The organism is Vibrio sp. 661, from assembly GCF_033339315.1.
Classification (GTDB): Bacteria; Pseudomonadota; Gammaproteobacteria; order Enterobacterales; family Vibrionaceae; genus Vibrio; species Vibrio alginolyticus.
Map to the genome: position 1 here is coordinate 1 of NZ_JAWOUJ010000103.1, position 1,170 is coordinate 1,170.

The following is a 1,170-nucleotide window of genomic DNA, read 5'->3' on the forward strand; positions in this document are numbered from 1 at the left end:
CAGAAAAATACTCACTAAAGACGTGCTCGGCAGTGGCTCTACTATCGCCTCAGCTATTGCTTGAGTGGTTTCTTCTGCCAACAAGTTGGCGTCTTTGATGGTCACAAACAGCGACTGATCACTTAACTCCACATCGCCTAACCAAGTATCCACCAAATAGCTCGCGGTAACGGTATTTCCCTCTTGATGTATACCTTCAAGCTTGAAGCTATAGTCTCGCGTTGCCTCATCGACACCGTCCACCAACACTTGTGGTTGGTTCCAACCTTGAGTGTTCGTGAGCTTGATTTGCAACTTCGATTGGTTTGCATCCCAACTTGCTTGAGTGACATCAATAAACGGCGATGGCTGGGGCACATTGCTCACCGCTTGGGCGTAACTGAACATCACCTGCTCGTCGATTTGCAGCTCAGAAGGCAGGAAGGTCAGTTGAATTTGATAGTCCGTCAACACACAGATGGTGGTGCAGGAAGAGAGCGTGAGTACTGCATCAATCGTGACGGGTTTCGACATATCGTCGATATGCAGCGTCATTGGGAACAAAGTGTCGCCTTTGTAACCGAGAGTCTCAATGCCCAATAACTCGAACTTTTGCGGATATGGCCATTGCCAATCAACCTTGCTTAGGTTTTGCGAGTTTTGCCAATCTATCGACGGCGCAACACCACCCTCGCCCGGCGATCGCCAATAAGTTTTCCAGTCTCCGGTTAACTTGACATCCAAATAACCAGTGAGCGTTTTTGCTTGCGGATCTTGTTGACCAGTCAAAACAAAACGCGTTTGCACAGGCGGATGCTGTGGATTGGACATCCATCCCGTGTAGGTAGTTTGCGCTGAGAGATTAAGAGAGAACAAACCCAACACCAACGCCATAAAGAATATGGACGCGAGTTGAGTCGCTTTAGTAATGTGATTCATAGTGATTCCTAATTAATAACAAGTGTAGAAAATGGCTGGCGTTTTCGGCCAGAATCACTTGTCATTCTCGGAACACACAAAAGGTAAGATGAATTCGATGTTTGTCGTAGATGGGCTCAGTCCATTGCCTTGCGTTAACAAAGGCACTGCATCGCCAAACTGCGGCTAAAACAATGCCAATGAACAAAACGACAATGAAGGCTTCGAGCTGATGCTGGGTAAACTGAATCAACTTTTCAGACAGTTCACACT

Annotated in this window: 1 protein-coding gene and 1 pseudogene; both read right to left on the reverse strand. The window is 47.0% G+C overall.

Going from position 1 to position 1,170, the window contains the following annotated elements; translation table 11 throughout:
• A partial coding sequence (locus R7P69_RS25000; RefSeq protein WP_318121794.1) for a protein-disulfide reductase DsbD domain-containing protein occupies nt 1–918 on the reverse strand: 918 nt, incomplete at its 3' end.
• A 61-nt stretch (nt 919–979) separates the two neighbouring features.
• Nucleotides 980–1,170, reverse strand: a pseudogene (locus tag R7P69_RS25005) (hypothetical protein); the annotation flags it as partial.